Origin of the sequence: Rahnella sp. RFA10(1/100), from assembly GCF_004195115.1 — a bacterium.
Classification (GTDB): domain Bacteria; phylum Pseudomonadota; class Gammaproteobacteria; order Enterobacterales; family Enterobacteriaceae; genus Rahnella; species Rahnella perminowiae.
In genome coordinates, this window is the sequence record NZ_SEWR01000014.1 from 50061 (window position 1) to 73367 (window position 23307).

Here is a 23307-nt window from a genome sequence, read left to right on the forward strand (position 1 = left end):
ATAACTGGAGTTGCAGCAAAGCACACTGCTGCAGCTTCAGGTATGAAGGAGATTACTTGCGGCGCCAGGTGGTTCCGGCTGCGCCATCTTCAAGCACAATACCCATTTCATTGAGACGATCACGCGCTTTGTCCGCCATGCCCCAGTCTTTGCTGGCACGGGCATCGTTACGTTGTTTGATCAACGCTTCGATTTCAGCCACTTCGTCGTCATTATCCGCCTGTGCGCCGGACTTGAGGAACTGCTCCGGATCCTGTTCCAGCAGGCCAAGTACACCCGCCAGCTGGCGCAGTTCGGCGGCCAGTCCGTTTGCCGCAGACAGGTCTTCCGCTTTCAGGCGGTTGATGTCACGCGCCATATCGAACAGCACAGAATAAGCTTCCGGCGTATTGAAATCGTCGTCCATAGCCGCACGGAAACGCGCAACGAAAGCCTCACCGCCGGCTGGCGTTGCAGCAGCATCGGTCCCGCGCAGCGCGGTGTAAAGACGCTCCATTGAGGTACGCGCCAGTTTCAGATTCTCTTCGCTGTAATTCAGCTGGCTGCGGTAATGACCCGACATCAGGAAATAGCGCACACTTTCAGCATCGTAATATTTCAGCACGTCGCGCACCGTAAAGAAGTTGTCCAGCGATTTGGACATCTTTTCACGATCAATCATCACCATACCGGAGTGCATCCAGGTATTCACATACGGACCGTCATGCGCGCAGCTTGACTGTGCAATTTCGTTTTCATGGTGCGGGAACATCAGATCAGAGCCGCCGCCGTGAATGTCGAAATGCGCGCCGAGCTGTTTGCAGTTCATGGCAGAACATTCGATATGCCAGCCCGGGCGACCTTCGCCCCACGGTGATGTCCAGCTCGGCTCGCCCGGCTTAGACATTTTCCACAACACAAAATCCATCGGATTGCGTTTCACGTTAGCTTCAACTTCAACGCGTGCGCCAGCCTGTAACTGATCCAGATCCTGACGGGACAATACGCCGTAATCCGGATCACTTTCCACCCAGAACATCACGTCGCCGTTCGACGCGACATAAGCATGGTCGCGGTCAATCAGCTTCTGCACGATATCGATGATCTCATCAATATGCCGCGTCGCACGCGGTTCCGCGTCCGGTGGCAAAATGTTCAGTGAGGCAAAATCAGCGTGCATTTCCGCGATCATACGATCGGTTAGCGACATGAAAGTTTCGCCATTTTCAGCGGCACGTTTAATGATTTTGTCGTCGATATCGGTAATGTTGCGCACATATTTCAGGTCATAACCGAGGTAGCGCAGATAACGTGATACCACGTCGAAAGACACAAAGGTGCGACCATGGCCGATATGACACAGGTCGTAAACAGTGATCCCACACACGTACATACCGACTTTACCGGCATGAATTGGCTTGAATTCCTCTTTTTGGCGACTCAGGGTATTAAAAATCTTCAGCATCAGGCTATTCCGTGTGTTGGGCGTAGAAAATGACGTTGACGCGTTTAAGCGACACTAACGCGTATAATATAACGAAAATGATTTCACCGAAACGCCATAAGGCCACCGGACGGGCTTTAGTCATCACAAAGCCACTGCTGACGGCAACTTTTGAGTTATGGTATAAGAAAAGGCTATAGTAGCCGCTCTTACTAAGAGCACACATCAACATTAGCAGGATGATAAATATGGTCACTTTCCACACTAACCACGGCGACATCGTCATTAATACTTTCGCTGACAAAGCGCCAGCCACCGTTGAAAACTTCCTGAACTATTGCCGTAAAGGCTTCTACGACAACACTATTTTCCATCGTGTGATTAACGGTTTCATGATCCAGGGCGGCGGTTTTGAGCCAGGCATGAACCAGAAAAACACCGATGCGCCTATCAATAATGAAGCAGACAATGGTCTGAAAAATACCAAAGGCACGCTGGCAATGGCGCGTACCAACGATCCGCACTCCGCCACGGCTCAGTTCTTCATCAACGTCACTGACAACGATTTCCTGAACCACAGCGGCAAAAATGCGCAAGGTTGGGGTTACTGCGTATTCGCAGAAGTGGTCGAAGGCATGGATGTGGTTGACGCGATCAAAGCCGTCAAAACCGGCCGCAGCGGCATGCACCAGGACGTTCCAAAAGAAGATGTTGTGATCAAAAGCGTCACAGTCAGCGAATAATCAACGTCGGGATGACCACGTTTTTTATTGCAGATATCCATCTTTGCGCACAGGAACCGGCAATCACTGCCGGTTTTCTGCGTTTTCTGCGCGAAGATGCGCCGCAGGCTGATGCCCTGTACATTCTCGGTGACCTGTTTGAAGCCTGGATTGGCGACGATGATCCGCAGCCGCTTCATGCCGAGATCGCCGCAGCACTCAATCAGTTACACCAGCAAGGCGTACCCTGCTTTTTCATTCATGGTAACCGCGATTTTCTGCTCGGCAGACGCTTCGCACGCGACAGCCTGATGACATTGCTGCCGGAAAAAAAAGTGCTTGAGCTGTATGGCCGCCGCGTCCTGATCCTGCACGGTGATACCCTGTGTACCGATGATGTCGCGTATCAAAATTTCCGCAAAAAAGTCCACAACCCGCTGATCCAAAGACTTTTCCTGATGCTGCCGCTGAAATGGCGGCTGGCGATTGCCGCCAGAATGCGCGCCAACAGCAAAGCCTCAAATCAGGGTAAGTCACTGGATATTATGGATGTGAACCCGCAGGCAGTGATCAGCGAAATGCAGACGTCAGGCGTAGAATGGTTGATTCACGGCCATACCCATCGTCCGGCGATCCACGAGGTGGCGTTGCAGAATAAAACCGGCCACCGGGTGGTACTCGGTGCCTGGCACGAAGAAGGCTCGATGGTCAAGGTGACTGCCGACAACGTGGAACTGATCAGCTTCCCGTTTTGAGTCACCCTCCCATTACCCTGAATAATGTTGAGTTGCCGAAGGCAACAAGTTTGTGAATCCCCGGGAGCTTAGCTGGCTCAGTGACCAGGGCGAATGAACGCAGTCAACATATCAGCAGCCTGAAGTATGAAGGGTAACAGGTACGCCGCTGTGGAAGCGGAATTGCTCATCCGGCGTGAGGATCAGTTCCGCTTCAATTCTGCCAAACTCCTCTACCCGTTCACGGATATCCGTTCCGGCATACTGTTCTGCCAGCGCCAGGTAATCGGCAAAATGCCGTGATTCAGAACGCAGCAGTGAGGTATAAAAGCGCGATAAGGTTTCATCGAGATGTGGCGCAATTTTGGCAAAGCGCTCGCAGGAACGCGCTTCGATGTACGCTCCGATAATCAGCCGGTCAACCAGAATATTCAGATCATCATGATGACGGGTATGTTTGATCATCCTGCTGGCATAGCGCGACGGTGAAAGCTGGGTATAAGTAATATTGCGTTTTTGCATGATTTCCACCACCTGCTCAAAGTGGTGAAGCTCTTCCCGTGCCAGACGGGCCGCGCAAAACAGCAGTTCAGTGCGCTCAAGATATTTGGTCATCAGGCTCATCGCCGTTGCCGCCGCTTTCTTTTCACAGTTGGCGTGATCAATCAGCATCACCGTCTGATTTTCCAGCGCCACATCGACCCAGATAGCAGGGGTTTCACAGTGAAGAAAATCATAAATCGGTGCCAGTAAAGCCTGCGTCATAAATCAGTTTCCAGTCAGATTTGTCATTAACAGCGTGAGGGGGATTATACAAATCTGCCGCCAACTTCTCATCAAAAATGCGCGGTTTTCCGGCGACGCAACCGTTTTCCTCCCTCACGGAGCATGCTATCATTTGCGCCCTCGCAGTTTCTATTTCCGAATCACAGGAGCTTTACAGACATGTCATCCAACGTTACCCCGGCAAAAATCGCCATCGTTATGGGGTCAAAAAGTGACTGGGCGACCATGCAGTTCGCCGCCGACGTCCTCACAACGCTGAATATTCCTTTCCATGTCGATATCGTCTCCGCTCACCGTACGCCGGACAAGTTATTTACTTTCGCTGAGCAAGCTTCCGCTAACGGATTTGATGTGATCATCGCGGGTGCCGGTGGCGCAGCGCATTTACCGGGCATGCTGGCGGCGAAGACGCTGGTACCGGTGTTGGGTGTTCCGGTGCAAAGTGCGGCACTCAGTGGCATCGACAGCTTATATTCCATCGTGCAGATGCCGCGTGGCATTCCGGTCGGTACGCTGGCGATTGGTAAAGCGGGTGCGGCTAACGCGGCGCTACTGGCGGCACAGATTCTGGCGCTGCATGATGCTGAAATCGCCAAAAATCTGGCGACATGGCGCACTACACAAACGGACGAAGTGCTGAATAATCCCGATCCGCGGGAGGAAGCATGAAACCGGTTTGCGTACTCGGAAACGGCCAGTTAGGCAGAATGCTGCGTCAGGCCGGTGAACCACTGGGCATCGCCGTATATCCCGTCGGCCTGGATGCCGAGCCGGAAGCCGTACCGTATCAGCAAAGCGTCATCACTGCTGAAATCGAGCGCTGGCCGGAAACTGCCCTGACCCGTGAACTGGCGACGCATAATGCGTTCGTCAACCGCGATATTTTCCCGCGTCTGGCCGACCGCCTGACGCAAAAACAGTTACTGGATCAACTCGGCCTGGCAACCGCACCATGGCAATTGCTGGCCGATGTTGCCCAATGGCCGCAGGTTTTCTCACAGCTGGGTGAACTGGCGATTGTGAAACGTCGTGTTGGCGGTTACGACGGCCGGGGTCAGTGGCGTCTGCGTTCAGGCGAAGAAAATACGCTGCCGCAGGATTGCTACGGCGAATGCATCGTTGAGCAGGGCATCAATTTCTCCGGTGAAGTCTCGCTGGTGGGTGCGCGCGGACACGACGGCAAAACGGTCTTTTATCCGCTGACCCACAACCTGCATCAGGACGGTATTTTGCGCACCAGCGTTGCGCTGCCACAGCCGGATGCTAATCTGCAACGGCAGGCAGAAGGCATGCTGTCGGCCATCATGAACGAACTGAAATATGTCGGCGTGATGGCGATGGAATGTTTCGTGGTCAGCGAAGGGTTGCTGATCAACGAGCTGGCGCCGCGTGTGCATAACAGCGGACACTGGACGCAAAACGGCGCATCCTACAGTCAGTTTGAAATGCATCTGCGCGCCATTCTCGATCTGCCACTGCCGAAACCGGTAGTGAGTTCGCCGTCGGTGATGGTGAATCTGATTGGCACCGATGTATCAGAAAAATGGCTGAGTCTGCCGCTGGTCAATCTGCACTGGTATGAGAAAGACGTGCGTCCGGGTCGTAAAGTCGGACACCTGAATCTCAACGACGCCAGCGCCAGCCTGCTGAAAGACACTCTCAACGCACTGGTCCCGATGCTGCCGCCAGAATACGCCAGCGGCATTGAATGGGCAGTTGATAAGCTTTGATTTGATCGACTCCCTCCCCTGCGAAGGGGGAGGAGAAAAGCGCGATCGGCTCCCTCCCCTGCGATGAACTGAACCCCTAAACCTGGACACCCGGTTAGCGCAGGGGGGAGGCGTTTAGAAACTACGAGTCGTATTGCCTGAACAACGCCCGTCCCCGCAGCAATCTGACACCCAGCCAGCCACCGCAAACTGACAACAGCACCGCCCCGACGACCGGAACCGCAATCCACATCAGATAATTCGGCTCCCACGGGAAATCAAACACTTTGCGTTGCAGCAGCCATAACGCGGCTTCCGCACCGATTGCGGCGGCGATCCCGGCCACCAGCCCGAGCACGGCAAATTCACACCACAGTGTCCGGTGGAGCATTTTTTTGCTGGCACCCAGCGTACGGTAAACAATCAGTTCCTGACGGCGCTGATGCATGCCGACCTGAATCTGTGCCAGCAACAGCAATCCGCCACACAGCATCACCAGGATCACCATCACTTCCAGCGCCCTGCTGACCTGCTGTAATACCTGCCCGACCTGACGCAGAATCGCGCCGATATCCAGCAAACTCAGCGTCGGGAACTGGCGGTTAAGCTGCGTGATAGTGCTGATATCGCCATGATAGCGGAAGCTGGTCAGCCAGCTTTGCGGTTGTGCATCCAGCGCACCAGGCGGGAAGATAAAGTAGAAATTCGGCTTCAGGCTGTCCCAGTCTACTTTCCGCAGGCTGGTAATTCTGGCACTGAATTCCTGCGTATCGCCGCTGAACGTCACGGTATCACCGAGTTTAAGCCCCAGTCGTCCCGCCAGCCCTTCGTCAATTGACACTTCACCGGCTTTCGGCGGCCCGTTGCCTGCCACCAGCGGATTGTGATCCGGCAAGCCCTGCATCCAGGTCAGATTCAGCTCACGGTTCACCGCTTCCCCGCCCGCATCGTCCGGTCTGATGATATCCGTGGCCACTTTATCGTTAATCTTTGTCAGGCGAACCCGCACAATCGGATAGAAGGTTTCCGGCTCAGCGTTATGCTGATGCAGGAAATCCGTTACCTGTGGGATCTGCTCTTTGGTGATATTAAGCAGGAAGTAATTCGGACTGTCCGGCGGCAGTTGTTGTTCCCAGCGGTCCAGCAAATCACCACGCATCACCAGCAGTAACGCCAGCAACATAAACGACATTGAGAACGCCGCCAGCTGACTGAGTGTTACCCACGGCTGGCGCAGCAGGCGGTTAACCGCCAGACGCAGCGGTAACTGACGGAGCGTCAGCTTGCGTAACAGCATCAGTGCTCCCCAGCCAGTCACACCGAGCAGTAACGACAGCACCAGCACGCCTGCCAGCAACGACCAGAGCAGTGAACTTCCGCCCATCAGTGCCGCCAGCAGACCGATCACCACCAATACCATTACCGGCAGGAAATAACGCAGCGGCCAGACATTCGCTACCACGTCATGGCGTAGCACACGCAGCGGCTGTGTCGCCAGCAATTGACGATAGGGACGGATGCCGATCAGCAGAGAAATCACCACCATCGCACCCATCGACCACACCCACGGCCAGCCACCGGCAGGCGGCAAGGTGGCGGGCAGAACCGGTGCCAGCACCTTCATAAGCACGGCTTCAAACACCCGACCGATCACGCTACCGCACAACCCTGCCAGTACCAATACTGCCAGCCACTGACCAATAATCAGTTTGCGCAGCGCTTTTTTCCCGGCACCCAGTGTTTTCAGCACCGCAACCAGATCGTAACGGCTGCGGCAATAATGCCCCATTGAAACGGCAATGGCGGCAATCGACAGCATCAGCGTCAGCAACGCAGACAGCGTGAGGAATTGCTGTGAACGCTGTAAGGATTTGCCCAGCGCGCCATCGGAATCTTCCATGCCGCTCCAGCGCTGATCCGGCTTGAGCAGGCCTTTTATCGCCTCACCATAACTCTGAATGGCCTGCGGTGAACCGGCAAACATATAGCGATACGTCAGCCTGCTGCCCGGCTGAACAGCACCGGTTTTTTTCACGTCTTCCAGATTCATGATCACCCGGGGTGCAGTCTGGAAGGGGTTAAAGCCTGAATCCGGCTCCTGTAGGATCACACCGGCAATTTTCAGCGTGGTATCACCCACATCCAGATTGTCACCGATTTTCACGTTCAGCAGCGCCAGTAATCGCGGCGCAACCAGTACCGTTCCCGGCTCAGGTTTCAGCCCTGCCGGTTCGGTTTGTAACGCCCCATACAGCGGATACGCCAGATCAGTCGCTTTAACCGCTGCCAGTTGCGGCGTTTCACCGGCAAAAGTCATGGTCATGAAAGAGAGCTGACGGCTGACTTTTAATCCCTGCGCCTGGGCATCTTGCAGCCAGGCTTCGGTGATCGGACGGGCAGAACTCAGCACGCGATCCCCGGCAATAAACTCACGGCTCTGCTGACTCAGCCCTTTGTCCATGCGGTCGCTGATGCTGCCGAGGGCCAGCACACAGGCTACCGCCAGCGCCAGCGCCAGCCAGACAATCAGCAGTGAGGGCGAACGCCATTCCCGCCAGAACCAGCGCCAGATCATGCTTCCTCCCACAATTTCCCGTCACGCAGACGTAACCGGCGCTGACAACGCGCCGCCAGCTGTTCGTCGTGCGTGACCAGAATCAGCGTCGTCGCCGCATCACGGTTCAGTGAGAACAGCAGATCGACAATGCGTTCGCCGGTTACGCGATCCAGATTACCGGTCGGCTCATCGGCAAAGAGCAATTTCGGCTTGCCGATAAAGGCCCGCGCCAGCGCTACACGTTGCTGCTCACCGCCGGAAAGTTGTGCCGGAAGATGATGAAGACGTTCGCCCAGCCCCAGGCTTTCCAGTAACTGCATCGCCTGCTGACGGCTGCGGCTGTCGCTTTCGCCACGTAACAACGCAGGAAGTTGAACATTTTCCAGCGCGTTGAGTGTCGGCACCAGCATGAAGGACTGAAACACAAAACCAACATTTTTAGCCCGCAGTGCTGCGCGCCCTTCTTCGTTCAGTTCGCTAAGGGATTTACCCAGCAATTTCACGTCACCGCGGGTGCCATCATCCAGCCCGGCAAGAATGCCAAGCAAGGTGGATTTACCGGAGCCGGATTCGCCAATCAGGGCAATTGTCTGGGCAGGTTTGACAACCAGCTCCACACCGGACAGGATGGTGAGCTGACCTTCACCCTGACCGACGTGCTTACTTAGATGATGAACTTCAAGAACATTTTCCGCTGGCATCTCCCCTTCCTTATGTTGTTAGGATTATTGAGTTTTCGCGCCGTTGCTGCTGATAACTTGCTGATTATTGGCGACAGTCTGAGTGCTGTCTATCGCCTTCCGGTAGCCGAATCGTGGCCGACATTACTGAATAACAACTGGCAAAAAGAAGGCGGTAAACCCACCATTATCAATGCCAGTATCAGCGGTGATACCGCTGAACAAGGGCTGGCACGCCTGCCGTCCTTGCTGCAACAACATCATCCCCGCTGGGTGCTGATTGAACTGGGCGCCAACGACGGGTTACGGGGCTTCCCGCCACAGGCCATCTCCCGGACGCTGACCCAGGTGATTAAGCAGGTTAAACAGGCCAATGCCCAACCGCTGCTGATGCAAATCCGCCTCCCGCCAAATTATGGCCGCCGCTACGGCGATGCGTTCTACGCCATTTATCCGGCACTGGCAAAGCAGGAGAACATCCCGCTGGTGCCGTTCTTTATGGAACAGGTCGCCGTGAAACCTGAGTGGATGCAGGACGACGGCTTACATCCGGCCCTGGCAGCACAGTCGTTTATTGCCGGATGGATGTCAGAAAAACTCACGCCGCTGCTGGTACATTAGGGTTAAAATACGACGAATAAAATAATACCGGGACGTGAGTAAAACCAAGACGTTACCTTTTTCACCCGACTCCCTAGTAAATCACAGCCATAAAAAATAGGGACACCTCACAGGTAAAGTTATGCAAAAAGCAGTATTAATCACCGGTTGTTCCAGCGGTATCGGACTGGTTGCCGCACAGGATTTGCGCGCACGCGGTTATCGGGTTCTGGCGGCATGTCGTAAAACACAGGATATCGACACACTGCAACAAATGGGTTTTGAAACTATTCAGTGTGATCTTGATGACAAACAGAGCGTCGAACTTGCGGCTGCCAGGGTCATAGCACTGACCGGCAACCGTCTGTACGGCCTGTTTAATAATGCAGGTTACGGTGTTTACGGCCCGCTCGGCAGCATCAGCCGTGAGCAGTTCGAACAACAATTTTCCACCAATTTGTTTGGTACACATCAGCTGACGCAGCTTTTGTTACCCGCCATGTTACCGCACGGCGAAGGCCGTATTATCCAGACCAGCTCGGTGATGGGGCTGATAACGACGCCACGACGTGGCGCTTATGCCGCCAGTAAATTTGCGCTGGAGGCCTGGTCCGATACGCTACGTATGGAACTTCACGGTACGGGGATTCAGGTCAGCCTGATTGAACCCGGTCCGCTGAGCAGTAATTTCACCGCCAATGTGAATCAGTCACAGGCCGACCAGCCGGTAGAAAATCCAGGCATTGCACGACGTTTTACGCTCAGGCCTGAGGCAGTTTTACCCAAACTGCACCATGCTTTAGAAAACCCGCGCGCGCGTTTTCGTTATCCGGTCACGCTGGTCGCCCATGCGCTGACGGTACTTAAACGCCTGTTACCGGCACGCCTGCTGGACAAAATATTACGCGGAAACAGCTAAGTAAAAACGATAAGGGGTTGAAGCGGCACGCGTCGCCCCCATCTATTCTTAAATACTTTAATTTTCTATACCCTAAATAATTCGGGTTGCGGGAAGGCGGCAAGTTCACGAATCCCCGGGAGCTTAGATACCTAAGTGACCGGGGTCAGTGAGCGTAGCCAACGCATCAGCAGTTCGAAGTATGACAGGTAGCGGAGAGAACAAATTCATGCTTGCACAACCTACAGTAATCGATATCAACGAAACCAATCTGCACCAGACGCTGGAACAATCTATGTCGGTGCCGGTGATGTTCTATTTCTGGTCTGAACGCAGCCAGCATTGTCTGCAACTGGGGCCCGTTCTGGACAAACTGGCTGCGGAATACGCCGGTCAGCTGATCCTGGCAAAAGTGGACTGCGATGCCGAGCAGATGATCGCCCAGCAATTTGGCCTGCGCTCAATTCCTGCCGTTTACCTGTTCAAGGACGGTCAGCCGGTCGATGGTTTCCAGGGGCCGCAGCCGGAAGAGGTGATCCGCGAACTGTTGCAGAAAGTGCTGCCGAAAGAAGAAGAGCTGAAACTGGCCGAGGCACAGGAGCTGCTGCAGGCGGGCAATACTCATGACGCCCTGCCGTTACTGAAAGAAGCGTGGCAACTGAGCAATCAGCGCAGTGATATTGGCCTGTTGCTGGCGGAAACCCAAATTCATCTGAACCGTACCGATGATGCAGAGGCCGTGCTGGCGACCATCCCGCTGCAGGATAAAGATTCCCGTTATCAGGGGCTGGTTGCGCAAATTGAGTTGCTGAAACAGGCAGCCGACACGCCGGAAATTCAGTTGTTACAACAGGAATTGCAGCAGGATCCTGAAAACGCCGAGTTAGTGGTAAAACTCAGCCTGCAACTGCATCAGGTCGGGCGTAACGAAGAAGCACTGGAACTGCTGATGGCGCCGCTGAAGAAAGATTTGGGCGCGGCAAACGGGGCAGCGCGTAAGACACTGATGGATATTATGGCGGCACTGGGCACCGGTGATGCGCTGGCAGCGAAGTATCGTCGTCAGTTATATTCCTTACTTTATTAATACGCTGGCTTCACCGTAAAACAGCAGACGCACGTCATTTAACCGGACGTGCGTTTTTTTTTAAGCTTTCCTCCGCCTTTATCCGCAGAACCCTTCTTTTATTAATACGATGACTTAACGATTTGTGCGATAATTGTACATGCGCCTGACCCAGCGGTGAGAGCGCCAGGGACATGTTTTTATTCGATTATTCCCACAGGAATCATCAGAACGCAGTTTTACAGGAGTTACATACTATGTTTGACCTCATTCCCATTCCTATCCTTATTCTGATCGTACTGGCCTTGCTGGTGGTCTACGCCGGCATCAAGATCGTGCCTCAGGGCTATCAGTGGACCGTCGAACGTTTTGGCCGTTATACCAAGACCCTGATGCCCGGACTGAATCTGGTCGTGCCGTTTGTTGACCGCATCGGCCGTAAAATTAATATGATGGAGCAGGTGCTGGATATTCCTTCACAGGAAGTCATTTCCCGCGATAACGCCAATGTGGCCATCGATGCCGTGTGTTTTATTCAGGTTATTGATCCCGCACGCGCTGCCTATGAGGTCAGTAATCTGGAGCAGGCGATCGTCAATCTGACAATGACGAACTTCCGTACCGTTCTCGGTTCGATGGAACTCGACGAGATGCTGTCACAACGTGACAATATCAACGCACGTTTGCTGCATATCGTTGATGAAGCCACCAATCCCTGGGGTGTAAAAATCACCCGTATCGAGATCCGTGACGTGCGCCCACCGGCTGAGCTGATCTCCGCAATGAACGCGCAGATGAAAGCCGAACGTACAAAACGTGCCGATATTCTGGAAGCAGAAGGGGTACGGCAGTCCGCCATTTTGCGTGCTGAAGGTGAAAAGCAGTCACAAATTCTGAAAGCGGAAGGTGAGCGTCAGTCGGCATTCCTGCAGGCTGAGGCGCGTGAACGTGCGGCAGAGGCGGAAGCGCAGGCAACCAAAATGGTGTCCGAAGCGATTGCTGCCGGTGATGTGCAGGCGATTAACTACTTCGTGGCACAAAAATATACGGATGCCCTGACGAAAATTGGTTCTGCCAATAACAGCAAAATCATCATGATGCCGCTGGATGCTACCAGTCTGATGGGGTCAATCGGCGGTATTGCTGAGCTGCTAAAAGAAACCAAAGGCGGCAAATAATGCCACATGATTTCATGGCAAACCCGCACGTATTCTGGCTGTCTCTGGGCGGCCTGTTACTGGCGGCTGAGCTGGTGGGTGCGAGTGGTTACTTGCTATGGAGTGGCGTGGCGGCCGCCTTAGTGGGCGCTGTCACGTGGATCCTGCCGCTACCGTGGGAATGGCAGGGCACAGCATTTGCACTGCTGACCATTCTGGCCGCGTGGCTGTGGTGGAAGTGGCTGAACCAGCGGGTGGATAAATCCGCCAGCAATTCAGCATTGAATCAGCGAGGCCAGCAGTTAGTCGGCACTTATGCCACGGTGCTGGAACCCGTCACTAATCAGTTCACGCGGGTACAAATCGGTGACAGCAGCTGGCGCGCTATCTGTACGTCGCCGCTGAACGTCGGTGACAAAGTGATTATCACCGGCGTGGAAGGCGCGACGCTGCGCGTGGAACCTGACACCCGTTAAATAAGATCTCAGTGTTTGTGGCAACACCCTGAGAGATTGTCGATGATCGGGCACTCGGCTCCGTCATCACCGGGACAGGCCTCTGCCAGCGTAAGTAAGCGCTCATGCATTGTTTTCAGTTCTTGAATGTGCCGCTCAATTTCAGCGGCCTTTTCCAGGGTACGCGCTTTTACATCCGCGCTGTGCCTGTCAGGATTGTGGAACAATGCCACCAGTTCCTGGCATTCTTCTAACGTAAATCCGACCTGCCGCGCCTGGCGCAACAATGTCAGTTCTTCGATATGTTTTTGCGCATAGCGGCGATAGCCGTTTTCACTGCGGGCCGGTGCGGTGACCAGCCCTTTTTCTTCATAAAAACGAATCGCTTTGCTGGTCAGCCCGGTTTTTTTCGCCACATCACTGATATTCATTTCGCCTCCACGACAACCTGATTTTTGCGCATGATAAAGACATCATACGCCATTACCGGCGATCAGCTGTAATGCACAGTCTGTTTTTTGGTACGCAGAAGCAGCCACATCGGCAACGGCAGAGTCACCATCAGCAGGATCCATAGCAGCGAGTACACCGAGGTCACCCCGTCGTTTTGCAGGTTGATAAACATTTTTACCGGAATGCCCTGCGGGAAATAACAGAATACCATCACAATACCAAACTCCCCGATGGCACGTACCCAGGCGATCGCCACACCGGCGGCAATCCCGCGTGAGGCCAGCGGTAATGTCAGCCGGATAAATACCTGAAACGGTGATGCACCGAGTGTTTTCCCTGCCTCTTCGACATCTTCCGGCACGGCCTCCAGCGCGCCTCTCGCGGATAAAATAAAATACGGTAACGCACCATAAATCTGCGCCAGCACGAACGCGGGCGCATTGTTATTAAGCGTCATGCCGATAGCGGAAAGGATTTCCCCGACCGAGCCATAAGGTCCGTAAACCGACACCAGTAAAATCCCCATCGCCAGCGGCGGTGTCAGCAAAGGGATCAGCACCAGTACTTCCACCATATTGCGCCAGCGCGATGACGTTTTCGCCAGCCAGAAGGCTACCGGCAAACCGAGAACCACAATCAGCCCTACCGACACCAGGCTGAGACCGAGCGAAACGACTACCGCATGGCTGTCACCGTAAGCCAGATGAAAATCTGACCACGGCGTCAGGAAAAGCAGGGTAACAAACGGCACCATCAGCAACGCCAGAGCGGGAACCGCCAGTCCTGACGCACGCAACTTAAAGGTTTCCGCCTTTCGGCTTATCATAGCCATTTTGTTCAAACAGCTTCTGCCCCCTGGCACTTTGCATGTAGCTGATGAACTGTTTGGCCAGCTGAGGATGCGGCGCGTTGTTCAGCACAACTGCGTAGAACACCAGCGGCTGGGTGCTCAGCGTTTTCTCTTTACCGGCCGCATCTTTCACATTAAAAGTCACTTTGCTGTACCAGTCATTGCTCATCTGCGGATTGCTCAGGTTAATCTCGTCCGGCAATTTAATGTACGGCAGATGGGCTGAACGGGTGGCGCTCTCGTAACCTGATGCCGCATCTACCTGACCGGCTTCCAGACGCGTCAGCAATCCGCCTTCGCCGGAAATCTGTTGAGGATTTTGTACATCGCCCAGCACTGCTTTTTCCAGCCCCGGCTGTTTATAGTAATTCTCCGCCAGCATCATGGTGAAAATGATGTTCTGCCCCTGCGGATCACTGACCGGATCGGTACGACCAAATTGCAGCCCGGGGGTTTGCAGCACTTTCCACCACGGTTCTGCGCCCGCTTTCCCGTCTTTTATCGCGGCAAATTTTTCGGCATATTTTCCTTTCGGGTTATAAGCGATCACCATGCTGGTGCTGGCGACAGGGATCGCCTGCCCGGCCAGCCCGGCTTTTTGCAGGATCTTAACCGGCCCTGGCGTGATCGAAACGAATACATCCGCCACCACTTTTTTCGACGCCAGCAAATTCGCCATGCCGTAAGCGCCCTGCCCCTGTCCCTGATAATTCACTTTCTTTTCTTTCGCGAAATCCGGTCCGAGGTATTTGTCCATGACCACCCCCATCGAACCGGCGTAAGTCACACGAAAATCCTCCGCTGCCTGCGAAGCCTGTGCCGCTACCAGAAGTGCCGCAGTCAGCAACGCTTTTTGCATCATTGCCATCGTCTTTTTGTTTCCCATTGTAGTTTACCGTTATTGAACTTTTCGTTATATATCCCAGGGTATAACGATAAGGCAAAGTCAGCGCGCGTTTCTAAATAAATTGTAAATGGACGATAAATGAAAATAACCGATACCGTGGCTTGACCTTCACCTTGCGGGAAGGTTTATCCTTTGTCCTGAGTGAAGCTAACCTAAGGAAAATAATCATGACGACCACCGTATTATCTCTGCAAGGCCTGTCCTGCGGGCACTGCGTGGCTTCAACGCGTAAAGCGCTGGAAGCTGTGGAAGGCACGACCGCCGTTGAAGTTTCTCTGGATAAAGCCATCGTTGAAGGCAATGCAAGCAGCCAGAGTCTGATCGACGCAGTGGTCAGCGCCGGTTACGAAGCGCAGGTAGCAGGAGACGCATCCCCAAAATCTGAGCCGCTGACCGATAAGGCGAGTGTTTTGCCGGAACCCCTGTCAGCGGCTGTGTCACCCGTTCCGGCTGAGACTCACGCCCCGCAAGCCGCAGACGCCAGCGTACAGTTGTTGCTCAGCGGCATGAGCTGCGCCAGTTGCGTCAGTAAAGTGCAACGGGCGCTGGAAGGCGTGGGGGGTGTCGAACGGGCGCGGGTCAACCTGGCGGAACGCAGTGCGCTGGTCAGCGGCAATGCTGATCAAAACGCGCTGATTGCCGCTGTTGAACGGGCCGGCTACGGCGCTGAAATTATTATCGACGAAACCAAGCGCCGCGAGCGCCAGCAACAAACCTCACGCCAAAGCATGATCCGTTTCAGCTGGCAGGCGGCGGTCGGCTTAGCTGCCGGTATCCCTATGATGTTATGGGGATTGTTCGGCGGTGAAATGATGGTCACCCGCAGCAATCAGACCGGCTGGCTGATTGTCGGCCTGCTGACGTTACTGATCATGGTTGTCGCTGGCGGACATTTCTACCGCAGTGCCTGGAAAAACCTGATGCACGGCAGTGCCAATATGGACACGCTGGTGTCACTGGGTACCGGTGCGGCCTGGATATTCTCTTTTGCTGTCAGCCTGTGGCCGGAAGCGTTTCCAATGCAGGCGCGCCATCTCTACTATGAAGCCAGCGTGATGATTATCGGCCTGATTAATCTCGGTCATGCGCTGGAACAACGCGGACGTCAGCGTTCATCCAAGGCGCTCGAACGCTTACTGGATCTGACACCGCCAACCGCACGGGTCGTCACCGGAGAAGGCGAAAAAAACCTGCCGCTGGCTGAAGTACAGCAAGGCATGACGCTGCGTCTGACCACCGGTGACCGTGTGCCGGTTGACGGTGAGATTCAAAGCGGCGAAGCCTGGATGGATGAAGCCATGCTGACCGGCGAGCCAATTCCTCAGCAGAAATCGCAGGGTGAAAAAGTCCATGCGGGGACGCTGGTCAAAGACGGCAGCGTGCTGTTTCGTGCTGACGCCATCGGCAGCCAGACCACCCTTTCACGCATTATTAATCTGGTGCGTGAAGCCCAAAGCAGTAAACCTGAAATCGGTAAGCTGGCGGATAAAATCTCTGCTGTCTTCGTACCGGTTGTGGTGCTGATAGCCCTGTTAAGCGGCGCAATCTGGTACTTCTTCGGCCCGCAGCCACAACTGATGTACACACTGGTGATCGTCACTACCGTGCTGATTATTGCCTGCCCTTGTGCACTGGGATTAGCGACGCCGATGTCAGTTACGGCGGGTGTAGGCCGTGCAGCAGAATTCGGCGTACTGGTACGTGATGCCGATGCGCTGCAAAAAGCCAGTACCCTCACCACGCTGGTATTTGATAAAACCGGGACGCTGACAGAAGGCCAGCCCAAAGTGACCGATATCCATACCTTTGGCGGCACCCGTGAACAACAGGCGCTGCGCTATGCGGCCGCGCTGGAAAAAGGATCGCACCATCCGCTGGCACAAGCGATCGTTGACAAAGCGGAAGGGCTGGCCGTTCCTGATGTGTTGAATTTCCGTACATTGGGTGGTCTGGGCCTGCGCGGTGATGCTGAAGATTCGGCGTTGTTATTAGGTAACCAGGCGCTGATGCAGGAAAACGGCATCGACACTTCTGATGCCAATACGCTGCTGGAAAGCATGGCAGGTGAAGGCGCGACACCGGTATTGCTTGCCGTTGACGGAAAACTGGCAGCCCTGTTTGCGCTGCGCGATCCGTTACGGGAAGACAGTGTCAGTGCCCTGCAACGTCTGCATCAGCTTGGGTATCAACTGGTGATGCTGACCGGCGATAACCCGCGTACCGCTCAGGCAATTGCCGCACAAGCGGGAATCGATAAAGTGATTGCCGGTGTGCGTCCGGAAGGTAAAGCGGATGCCATTAAAGCATTGCAGGCCGGAGGCCAGCAGGTCGCCATGATCGGTGACGGTATTAATGACGCACCGGCACTGGCACAGGCAGATGTCGGGATCGCGATGGGTGGCGGCAGCGATGTCGCGATCGAAACGGCGGCCATTACGCTGATGCGTCCGAGCCTGAACGGTGTCGCCGATGCACTGGCGATGTCACAGGCGACGCTGCGTAATATGAAGCAGAACCTGCTGGGCGCGTTTGTGTATAACGTGATTGGTATTCCGGTTGCAGCCGGTGTGCTTTATCCACTAACCGGCACCTTGCTCAGCCCGGTAGTCGCGGGCGCAGCAATGGCGCTGTCATCAATTACCGTCGTCGCTAATGCAAATCGTCTGTTGCACTTTAAGCCGAAAAAACAAGACGTTTCCCCTGTTCGCTAAAACGCTGACACGTTAGCATGGTCTCTCATTTTTTCGGGAGACCATGCACTATGGCGCAGTTTTTAAACCGGGTGATCCGCAGGCTTCGCAGGCTGTTTCCCGTCGAGTATTCTTATCCCGCCATTGATATTCAGCTTCCGGGCAACCGCGCACTGCATCTGGTTGGCAGCATTCATATGGGCACGCAAGATATGCAACCGCTGCCGGCGAAATTGTTGCGTCGCCTGCAAAAAGCCGATGCGCTGATTGTGGAAGCCGATATCAGCACAACAGAATCCCCTTTCAGCATGACCGGTGAATTTCCGCCGCTGGCCGAACGCCTGCCTGAATCACAATATCTGCACGTCGAACGTTTATGCGAAGAACTGGGTGTCTCAATGTGGACGCTGAACCCACTGCCGTCGTGGCAGGTCGCCCTGATGTTGCAGGCTACGCAGGCGCAGCGCCTCGGGCTGCGCGGACATTACGGCATTGATTATCAGCTGTTGCAGACCGCTAAAAAGCAGGGAAAGAAAATCATTGAGCTGGAAGGTCCGCAGGAACAGTTCGAATTATTGCAGCACTTGCCGGACGACGGACTCGCATTGCTGGAAGATACCCTGACACACTGGCACACCAATGCCCGTTTGCTGCAAACCATGATCAGCTGGTGGCTGGATACCAAACCAGGACTGGCTGCCGAGCCTTTGCCGAATACCTTCAGCAGCGATTTGTACGATATCCTGATGAATCAGCGTAATCTGCGCTGGAAACAGCTGCTTCTGGATCTTCCGCCGGGGCATTATGTCGTCGCCGTCGGCGCACTGCATTTGTATGGCGAAGGGAACCTGCCGGAATTACTGAAAGATTAAAAAAATGGCCGGTTTTTAAGGCCGGCCAGTCAAAGAGGAATTTCATTTTATTAGTTATAGCTTCAGTGCCAGCCTTTACAGGCGCAGCACCGGCGGCCACAGGGTATCAATCTGTGTTGGGTCTTGGCAATAACCATTCCTTGCTCTACTATTTCTCTCTCGCTTAATAATCGCACTTTATTGTTAAATTTCATCAGATTGAACAGACGATGAAATTTCGGACAAAACCGTAAAAATAAAACTGAGGAGACAGGCTATGACCCCTGCCGTATTACTCCTGGAAAAGAATAAAGTCAGCTTTACCCTTCACCCGTATGAACACAGCAGCGATGAAACCCATTTTGGCGATGAGGCCGTTAAAAAACTCGGCCTGGATGCCCGTCAGGTCTATAAAACCCTGCTGGTTTCACTGAATGGCGATGCTAAAAATCTGGCCGTAGCGGTGACGCCGGTGGCATCCCAGCTGGATTTAAAGAAAGTTGCGAAAGCGCTGGGGGCGAAAAAAGCCGATATGGCGGATCCTATGATTGCGCAACGTGTTACCGGTTATCTGGTCGGTGGCATCAGTCCACTTGGGCAGAAAAAACTGCTGCCGACGGTGATCGACAGTCCGGCGCAGACGTTTTCCACGATTTATGTTTCAGGCGGTAAACGCGGACTTGATATTGAACTGGCGGCAGGCGATCTTTGCCGTTTACTCAAAGGCCAGTTTGCCGATATCGCTAAAGTCGACTGACAGGCAGGTACTCTGCACCTCTACAATAAGAAGGCTTCCTCCGCTATGACAGACACGACGTCAACGCCAGCCAGCCCGCAGAAAGACGCAGTCAAAAAGACTGCATTTTCTATTCTGGCGGCGATCAGCGTTTCTCATCTGCTCAATGACATGATCCAGTCGCTGATACTGGCGATTTATCCGTTACTGCAAAACCTGTTTTCCCTGAGCTTTACGCAAATCGGGCTGATTACCCTGACGTATCAGATAACCGCCTCGCTGTTGCAACCGCTTATCGGCTATTACACCGACAAGCATCCGCAACCCTATTCTCTGCCGATCGGCATGGGCTTTACGCTCTCCGGCCTGCTGTTGCTGGCGGTTGCGCAGAGTTTCCCGGTGGTGTTGCTGGCGGCGGCGCTGGTCGGCACAGGCTCTTCGGTGTTCCATCCGGAATCGTCGCGCGTGGCGCGTATGGCTTCCGGCGGACGTCACGGGCTGGCGCAGTCGCTGTTCCAGGTCGGTGGCAATTTCGGGGCTGCCCTGGGCCCGTTGCTGGCAGCGCTGATTATCGCGCCTTACGGTAAAGGCAACGTGGCATGGTTCTCACTGGCGGCATTGCTCGGCATTGTGGTGTTACTGCAAATCAGTAAATGGTATCGCCAGCAAAACCTGATCGCTAAAACACGCGGCCCGGTGAAAAGCACGGTGGCCCGGTTGCCACGTAAAACGGTGATGCGGTCACTGGGTATTTTGCTGATCCTGATATTTTCGAAATATTTCTACCTGACCAGCCTGAGCAGCTATTACACCTTTTACCTGATACATAAATTTGGTGTATCTGTGCAAAACGCGCAGGTTCATCTGTTTATTTTTCTGTTTGCTGTGGCAGCGGGCACCATTATCGGCGGCCCGGTGGGCGATAAGATTGGGCGCAAATATGTCATCTGGGCTTCGATTCTTGGCGTTGCGCCATTTACGCTACTTTTGCCACACGCCAGTCTGATGTGGACCAGCGTATTGAGTGTAATTATCGGTGTGATCCTCGCCTCGGCATTTTCGGCGATTCTGGTTTTCGCACAGGAGCTGATGCCGGGAAAAGTCGGCATGGTGTCCGGACTGTTCTTCGGTCTGGCCTTCGGTATGGGCGGGCTTGGCGCCGCGGTTCTCGGCTATGTGGCGGATAAAACCAGCATCGAACTGGTGTATCAGATTTGTGCCTTCCTGCCGTTGCTGGGGATCCTGACAGCATTCCTGCCGAATATTGAACGTAAACAAGCCTGAGTTTGCCTCTTGCCGCCGCCGGTACTTCGTTACCGGTGGCATCAAACCTCCTGTCTCTCTTGATATCTTTCGCATAAAACCCATTTAAATCGTTCGTTGGCATTTTTTTCATTGCCTGTGGGGGATTTCCCGCGAAAAAATCTGAATTTCTCTCTGCGTAACCGATTTTTACCATACACTTAGACACAATCTGCAACACATTTGCCTTATGTATACCAGAAGGAGTCTGAATGCATCATTCTACACCTCTCATCACTACCATCGTTGGCGGTCTGGTTCTGGCGTTCCTGTTAGGAATGCTCGCCAACCGCCTGCGAATTTCCCCCCTGGTGGGCTATCTCACTGCCGGCGTGCTGGCTGGCCCGTTTACACCGGGCTTCGTTGCCGACACTTCGCTGGCTCCGGAGCTGGCAGAAATTGGTGTCATCCTGCTGATGTTTGGCGTCGGTTTGCATTTTTCTCTGAAAGATTTACTCGCTGTAAAGTCGATAGCCATTCCCGGCGCTGTGGCGCAAATCGCGGTAGCGACGCTGCTTGGAATGGGATTATCACGCCTGATGGGCTGGGATCTGGCCACCGGACTGGTGTTCGGACTGTGCCTGTCCACCGCCAGTACTGTGGTGTTGCTGCGGGCGCTGGAAGAACGGCAACTGATTGAAAGCCAGCGCGGGCAAATCGCCATCGGCTGGCTGATTGTGGAAGATCTGGTGATGGTGCTGACGCTGGTTCTGCTGCCCGCGTTCAGCGGCATGCTCGAAAGCCATCACTCCAGCCCGGTTGAACTGCTGACAGGATTGGCGGTGACTATCGGTAAAGTGATTGCGTTTATGGTGCTGATGATGGTGGTAGGCCGCCGCATGGTGCCGTGGATCCTCGCGAAAACTGCCAGTACCGGATCACGCGAACTGTTTACACTCTCGGTACTGGCGCTGGCGCTGGGCATCGCCTACGGCGCAGTGGAATTCTTTGATGTGTCATTCGCTCTCGGTGCATTCTTCGCGGGTATGGTGCTCAATGAATCCGAACTCAGCCAGCGTGCCGCCCATGACACACTGCCGCTGCGTGATGCATTTGCGGTGCTGTTCTTCGTGTCGGTAGGCATGTTGTTCGACCCGATGATTCTGGTTCGCGAGCCGCTTACCGTGATCGCCACGTTGGCGATTATCATGTTCGGTAAATCGATTGCAGCCTTCCTGCTGGTGAAAATGTTCGGACATTCCAAACGCACCGCGCTGACAATTTCTGTCAGTCTGGCGCAAATTGGTGAATTCGCCTTTATTCTCGCAGGCCTTGGGATTTCGCTGGGTTTACTGTCTGAACAGGGTCGTAACCTGGTATTGGCCGGGGCGATCCTGTCGATTATGTTTAATCCGTTGCTGTTTACATTGCTGGAAAAGTATCTGACAAATACAGAAACCATAGAAGATCAGAACGTTGAAGAAGCGGTTGAAGATGAGAAACAGATGCCGTTCGATTTGTGTAATCACGCATTGCTGGTCGGTTATGGCCGTGTAGGCAGCCTGCTTGGGGAAAAACTCCAGGCAGCCGGTATTCCGCTGGTGGTGATTGAAAATTCGCGTCCACGCGTCGAAGCGCTACGCGATCAGGGGATCAGCACCGTGCTGGGCAACGCCGCCAATCAGGAAGTGATGGATCTTGCGCGTCTCGACTGCGCCCGCTGGCTGCTGGTGACCATTCCCAACGGTTATGAAGCCGGTGAAATCGTCGCATCGGCACGTACCAAACGGCCCAATATCGAGATCATTGCCCGTGCGCATTATGATGACGAAGTCACCTATATCATGGAGCGCGGTGCGGATCGCGTGGTGATGGGTGAGCGGGAAATCGCTAACAGTATGCTGGGTATGCTGCAGATCGACCTTATGCCTGATGACGAAAAAAGGTCTTTTTACCCCGTTTGACACCATGCTGAAATCCGGGCGCAGAATTTTCGTTGCGCCCTTTCGCGCGAGATTAATCTCTTCTTTATTCTCCATAATAATAAAAGACCTGCAATCGTATTATTGCTCAGGTTTCCCTGGATGTAAAAAATCGATATATAATTGATGGTGATTATATACCACCAATACATTCATAAAATTTATGATATTCAAAAAACAAATGACAAGCGCCAGAAAATTAATATTTAGGATGTTTAAATTTATATATTAAATATCATCCACACGTTATAATTCGCCCGGATTAATATGGATATTAACGGAAATTAAAACATGAAATCTTTAAACAAACACTCAGTAAAAGTATTATCTTTAGTAATTTTATCAATATTATCATCAGGTTCATACGCAGATTCCGGTTATATTAATACAGGGGTAACTCCCTCCTGGTCGGGTTCAACATCTGGGGCTAACGTTTCCCCTGGAACGAGTATAGATATAACCTCTCATAATAACGCCAGCTCTATGGATGCAACCGTCCAGCGCGACGGTGCAGGTATCCCATCGGGGGCAACTGTCCCGGCGGGAACGAGTATAGATATAACCCCTCATAATAACGCCAGCTCTATGGATGCAACCGTCCAGCGCGACGGTGCAGGTATCCCATCGGGGGCAACTGTCCCGGCGGGAACGAGTATAGATATAACCTCTCATAATAACGCCGGCTCTATGGATGCAACCGTCCAGCGCGACGGTGCAGGTATCCCATCGGGGGCAACTGTCCCGGCGGGAACGAGTATAGATATAACCTCTCATAATAACGCCAGCTCTATGGATGCAACCGTCCAGCG

The 23307-nt window shown here is 53.8% G+C and carries 22 protein-coding genes; 15 read left to right on the forward strand and 7 right to left on the reverse strand.

The features are described from left to right. Nucleotides 1–52: 52 nt before the first annotated feature. Nucleotides 53–1444: a cysteine--tRNA ligase gene (gene cysS, locus ETV65_RS24090; RefSeq protein WP_129955606.1), complete on the reverse strand. Its 1392-nt coding sequence runs from the start codon at nt 1442–1444 to the stop codon at nt 53–55. Nucleotides 1445–1671: 227 nt separating this feature from the next. On the opposite strand from cysS, the gene ppiB reads away from it, so the two are divergent. Further along, a complete protein-coding gene (gene ppiB, locus ETV65_RS24095; protein WP_129955607.1) occupies nt 1672–2166 on the forward strand; it encodes a peptidylprolyl isomerase B in 495 nt (164 codons plus the stop codon). Nucleotides 2167–2177: 11 nt separating this feature from the next. Continuing rightward, nucleotides 2178–2900: a UDP-2,3-diacylglucosamine diphosphatase gene (lpxH, locus tag ETV65_RS24100; RefSeq protein WP_129955608.1), complete on the forward strand. Its 723-nt coding sequence runs from the start codon at nt 2178–2180 to the stop codon at nt 2898–2900. Nucleotides 2901–3011: 111 nt separating this feature from the next. On the opposite strand, the gene miaE is transcribed toward lpxH, so the two are convergent. Further along, nucleotides 3012–3644, reverse strand: a complete 633-nt coding sequence (gene miaE / locus ETV65_RS24105) for a tRNA isopentenyl-2-thiomethyl-A-37 hydroxylase MiaE (protein ID WP_129955609.1) — start codon at nt 3642–3644, stop codon at nt 3012–3014. Nucleotides 3645–3824: 180 nt separating this feature from the next. Between miaE and purE the strand changes: the two genes are divergently transcribed. Together purE and purK are read left to right on the forward strand one after the other, a co-directional pair. Beyond that, nucleotides 3825–4334 (forward strand): 5-(carboxyamino)imidazole ribonucleotide mutase, encoded by a 510-nt coding sequence (gene purE / locus ETV65_RS24110; protein WP_129955610.1) that lies wholly within the window; start codon nt 3825–3827, stop codon nt 4332–4334. After that, nucleotides 4331–5395 (forward strand): 5-(carboxyamino)imidazole ribonucleotide synthase, encoded by a 1065-nt coding sequence (purK, locus tag ETV65_RS24115; protein ID WP_129955611.1) that lies wholly within the window; start codon nt 4331–4333, stop codon nt 5393–5395. The genes purE and purK overlap by 4 nt, the downstream gene beginning before the upstream one ends. Before the next feature lie 121 nt (nt 5396–5516). Here the strand turns inward: purK and ybbP are convergent, their stop codons facing one another. Both ybbP and ybbA read right to left on the reverse strand, forming a co-directional pair. Further along, complete coding sequence (gene ybbP, locus ETV65_RS24120) at nt 5517–7949, reverse strand: putative ABC transporter permease subunit YbbP (RefSeq protein ID WP_129955612.1); 2433 nt, start codon at nt 7947–7949, stop codon at nt 5517–5519. Then, nucleotides 7946–8632 carry a putative ABC transporter ATP-binding protein YbbA gene (gene ybbA / locus ETV65_RS24125; protein ID WP_129955613.1) on the reverse strand — a complete coding sequence of 229 codons (687 nt, stop codon included), beginning with the start codon at nt 8630–8632 and terminating at the stop codon, nt 7946–7948. Before ybbA ends, ybbP begins: the two co-directional genes overlap by 4 nt. Here ybbA and tesA point away from each other — a divergent pair. The 5 genes from tesA (at nt 8603) to ETV65_RS24150 (ending at nt 12808) form a co-directional block, all read left to right on the forward strand. Further along, nucleotides 8603–9232: a multifunctional acyl-CoA thioesterase I/protease I/lysophospholipase L1 gene (tesA, locus tag ETV65_RS24130; RefSeq protein WP_129955627.1), complete on the forward strand. Its 630-nt coding sequence runs from the start codon at nt 8603–8605 to the stop codon at nt 9230–9232. The genes ybbA and tesA overlap by 30 nt on opposite strands. Nucleotides 9233–9353: 121 nt before the next feature. After that, entirely contained in the window at nt 9354–10130 is a 777-nt protein-coding gene (locus ETV65_RS24135) for an SDR family oxidoreductase (RefSeq protein ID WP_129955614.1), read from the forward strand. A gap of 208 nt (nt 10131–10338) precedes the next feature. Further along, entirely contained in the window at nt 10339–11196 is an 858-nt protein-coding gene (locus tag ETV65_RS24140; protein ID WP_129955615.1) for a co-chaperone YbbN, read from the forward strand. A 236-nt stretch (nt 11197–11432) separates the two neighbouring features. Next, complete coding sequence (locus tag ETV65_RS24145) at nt 11433–12353, forward strand: SPFH domain-containing protein (protein ID WP_129955616.1); 921 nt, start codon at nt 11433–11435, stop codon at nt 12351–12353. After that, nucleotides 12353–12808 (forward strand): NfeD family protein, encoded by a 456-nt coding sequence (locus tag ETV65_RS24150; protein WP_129955617.1) that lies wholly within the window; start codon nt 12353–12355, stop codon nt 12806–12808. Before ETV65_RS24145 ends, ETV65_RS24150 begins: the two co-directional genes overlap by 1 nt. Before the next feature lie 8 nt (nt 12809–12816). On the opposite strand, the gene cueR is transcribed toward ETV65_RS24150, so the two are convergent. The 3 genes from cueR to ETV65_RS24165 form a co-directional block, all read right to left on the reverse strand. Further along, a complete protein-coding gene (gene cueR, locus ETV65_RS24155; protein WP_129955618.1) occupies nt 12817–13218 on the reverse strand; it encodes a Cu(I)-responsive transcriptional regulator in 402 nt (133 codons plus the stop codon). Nucleotides 13219–13280: 62 nt separating this feature from the next. Further along, a complete protein-coding gene (locus ETV65_RS24160; RefSeq protein ID WP_129955619.1) occupies nt 13281–14036 on the reverse strand; it encodes an ABC transporter permease subunit in 756 nt (251 codons plus the stop codon). A 1-nt stretch (nt 14037) separates the two neighbouring features. Further along, nucleotides 14038–14976 carry an extracellular solute-binding protein gene (locus ETV65_RS24165; RefSeq protein WP_240782879.1) on the reverse strand — a complete coding sequence of 313 codons (939 nt, stop codon included), beginning with the start codon at nt 14974–14976 and terminating at the stop codon, nt 14038–14040. 188 nt (nt 14977–15164) lie between these two features. On the opposite strand from ETV65_RS24165, the gene copA reads away from it, so the two are divergent. The 6 genes from copA to ETV65_RS25045 all read left to right on the forward strand — a co-directional run. Continuing rightward, nucleotides 15165–17708 (forward strand): copper-exporting P-type ATPase CopA, encoded by a 2544-nt coding sequence (gene copA, locus ETV65_RS24170; protein WP_129955620.1) that lies wholly within the window; start codon nt 15165–15167, stop codon nt 17706–17708. A gap of 50 nt (nt 17709–17758) precedes the next feature. After that, on the forward strand, nt 17759–18559 hold the full coding sequence (locus ETV65_RS24175) for a TraB/GumN family protein (RefSeq protein WP_129955621.1): 801 nt from the start codon (nt 17759–17761) through the stop codon (nt 18557–18559). A gap of 256 nt (nt 18560–18815) precedes the next feature. Next, nucleotides 18816–19295, forward strand: coding sequence for a Cys-tRNA(Pro)/Cys-tRNA(Cys) deacylase YbaK (gene ybaK / locus ETV65_RS24180; protein ID WP_129955622.1), 480 nt, complete (start codon nt 18816–18818; stop codon nt 19293–19295). Nucleotides 19296–19340: 45 nt separating this feature from the next. After that, nucleotides 19341–20558 carry an MFS transporter gene (locus ETV65_RS24185; RefSeq protein WP_129955623.1) on the forward strand — a complete coding sequence of 406 codons (1218 nt, stop codon included), beginning with the start codon at nt 19341–19343 and terminating at the stop codon, nt 20556–20558. Between the two features lie 230 nt (nt 20559–20788). Next, on the forward strand, nt 20789–22480 hold the full coding sequence (gene ybaL, locus ETV65_RS24190; protein WP_129955624.1) for a YbaL family putative K(+) efflux transporter: 1692 nt from the start codon (nt 20789–20791) through the stop codon (nt 22478–22480). A gap of 309 nt (nt 22481–22789) precedes the next feature. Next, on the forward strand, nt 22790–23307 hold a 518-nt coding region (locus ETV65_RS25045; protein ID WP_205951637.1), incomplete at its 3' end, for a hypothetical protein.